The organism is Stenotrophomonas sp. 2YAF22 (genome assembly GCF_052114665.1).
Lineage (GTDB): Bacteria > Pseudomonadota > Gammaproteobacteria > Xanthomonadales > Xanthomonadaceae > Stenotrophomonas > Stenotrophomonas indicatrix.
The window spans coordinates 1-1272 of the sequence record NZ_JBFRFE010000875.1 but is presented as its reverse complement, the minus strand read 5'-3'; the positions used below and the strand labels follow the sequence as shown (position 1 = coordinate 1272).

Genomic DNA, 1272 nt, shown 5'->3' with positions numbered 1-1272 from the left:
AGCGAGCCGAGCACCGCAGGTCCGGCGAGGGCGAAGAGGCGCGGGTGTCTGAGCGCAGCGAGTTCCGCGCTGTCCCTCGGCGGCCCGAGGAGCGCAGGGCACCGGCGTGCGCAGCACGTCGGCTCGCGGCCGGCGGAGCGTTTCTTTTGGTTACTTTTCTTTTCGCGAAAAGAAAAGTAACGCCCGACCAAGCATCAGCCGTAGACACTGCTGGCAGCGGTGCTCCGATCAACCCAGCATCTCCAACCCCCGCACTTCGGTGATGCCCAACCCCGGCACATCGCTGATGCTGATCTCCGACTCGTTGAAGCGCACCCCGCCGCTGACCGGATCGAACTGCCCCAGCGAGGGACCATCCAGGTCGACCTTGGTGATCACATCGCTCTTGGCTACCGCCAGGTGCACCGCTGCGGCCACGCTGATGCTGGATTCGATCATGCAGCCGATCATGCACGGCACGCCGTAGATGCCGGCGATGTCGGCAATGCGGATTGCGTTGGACAGGCCACCGGTTTTCATCAGCTTGATGTTGATGATGTCGGCGGCGCGCTGCTGGATCAGGTCCATCACCTGGCTCGGGCTGAACACGCTCTCGTCGGCCATCACTGGGGTGTTGACCCGATCGGTCACGTACTTCAGGCCGCTGATGTCGGCGGCCTTGACCGGCTGCTCCAGCAGTTCCAGCACCACACCTGCATCTTCCAGCGTGCGCATCGCATGCACCGCCTGCTTGGCGGTCCAGCCCTGGTTGGCATCCAGGCGCAGCAGCGCACGGCCTTCGACGGCGGCATGGATCGCCTTGACCCGTTCGATGTCCACGCCGATGTCCTTGCCGACCTTGATCTTCAGCGACTCGAAGCCGCGTTCGATCGCCGACAGCGAATCGGCCACCATCTTGTCGATGTAGTCCACGCTGATGGTGATGTCGGTGGTGATCACCGGGTCGCCACCACCGAGCATCTGGTACAGCGGCGCGCCATGCAGTTGCGCCCACAGGTCGTACAGGGCGATCTCCACCGCCGCCTTGGCGCTGGTGTTGCGCTCCATCGCGGTCTGCACCAGCGTGCACAGGCGGTTGAGGTTGACCACCTCCTGGCCGATCAGGCGCGGGGCAATGAAGTGCCGGATCGCTTCGATGATCGAGCCGTGGGTGTCACCGGTGATCACCGCGGTGGCAGGCGCCTCGCCGTAGCCGGTGTGGCCGCTGTCGGTGCGGATCAGCACCACCACGTCCTCCACGGTTTCCACCGTGCGCAGCGCGGTCTTGAAAGG

The 1272-nt window shown here is 64.8% G+C and carries 1 protein-coding gene; it reads right to left on the bottom strand.

The features are described from left to right. Nucleotides 1-228: 228 nt before the first annotated feature. A partial coding sequence (locus AB4Y84_RS21900; RefSeq protein ID WP_442250965.1) for a dipeptide epimerase occupies nucleotides 229-1272 on the bottom strand: 1044 nt, incomplete at its 5' end.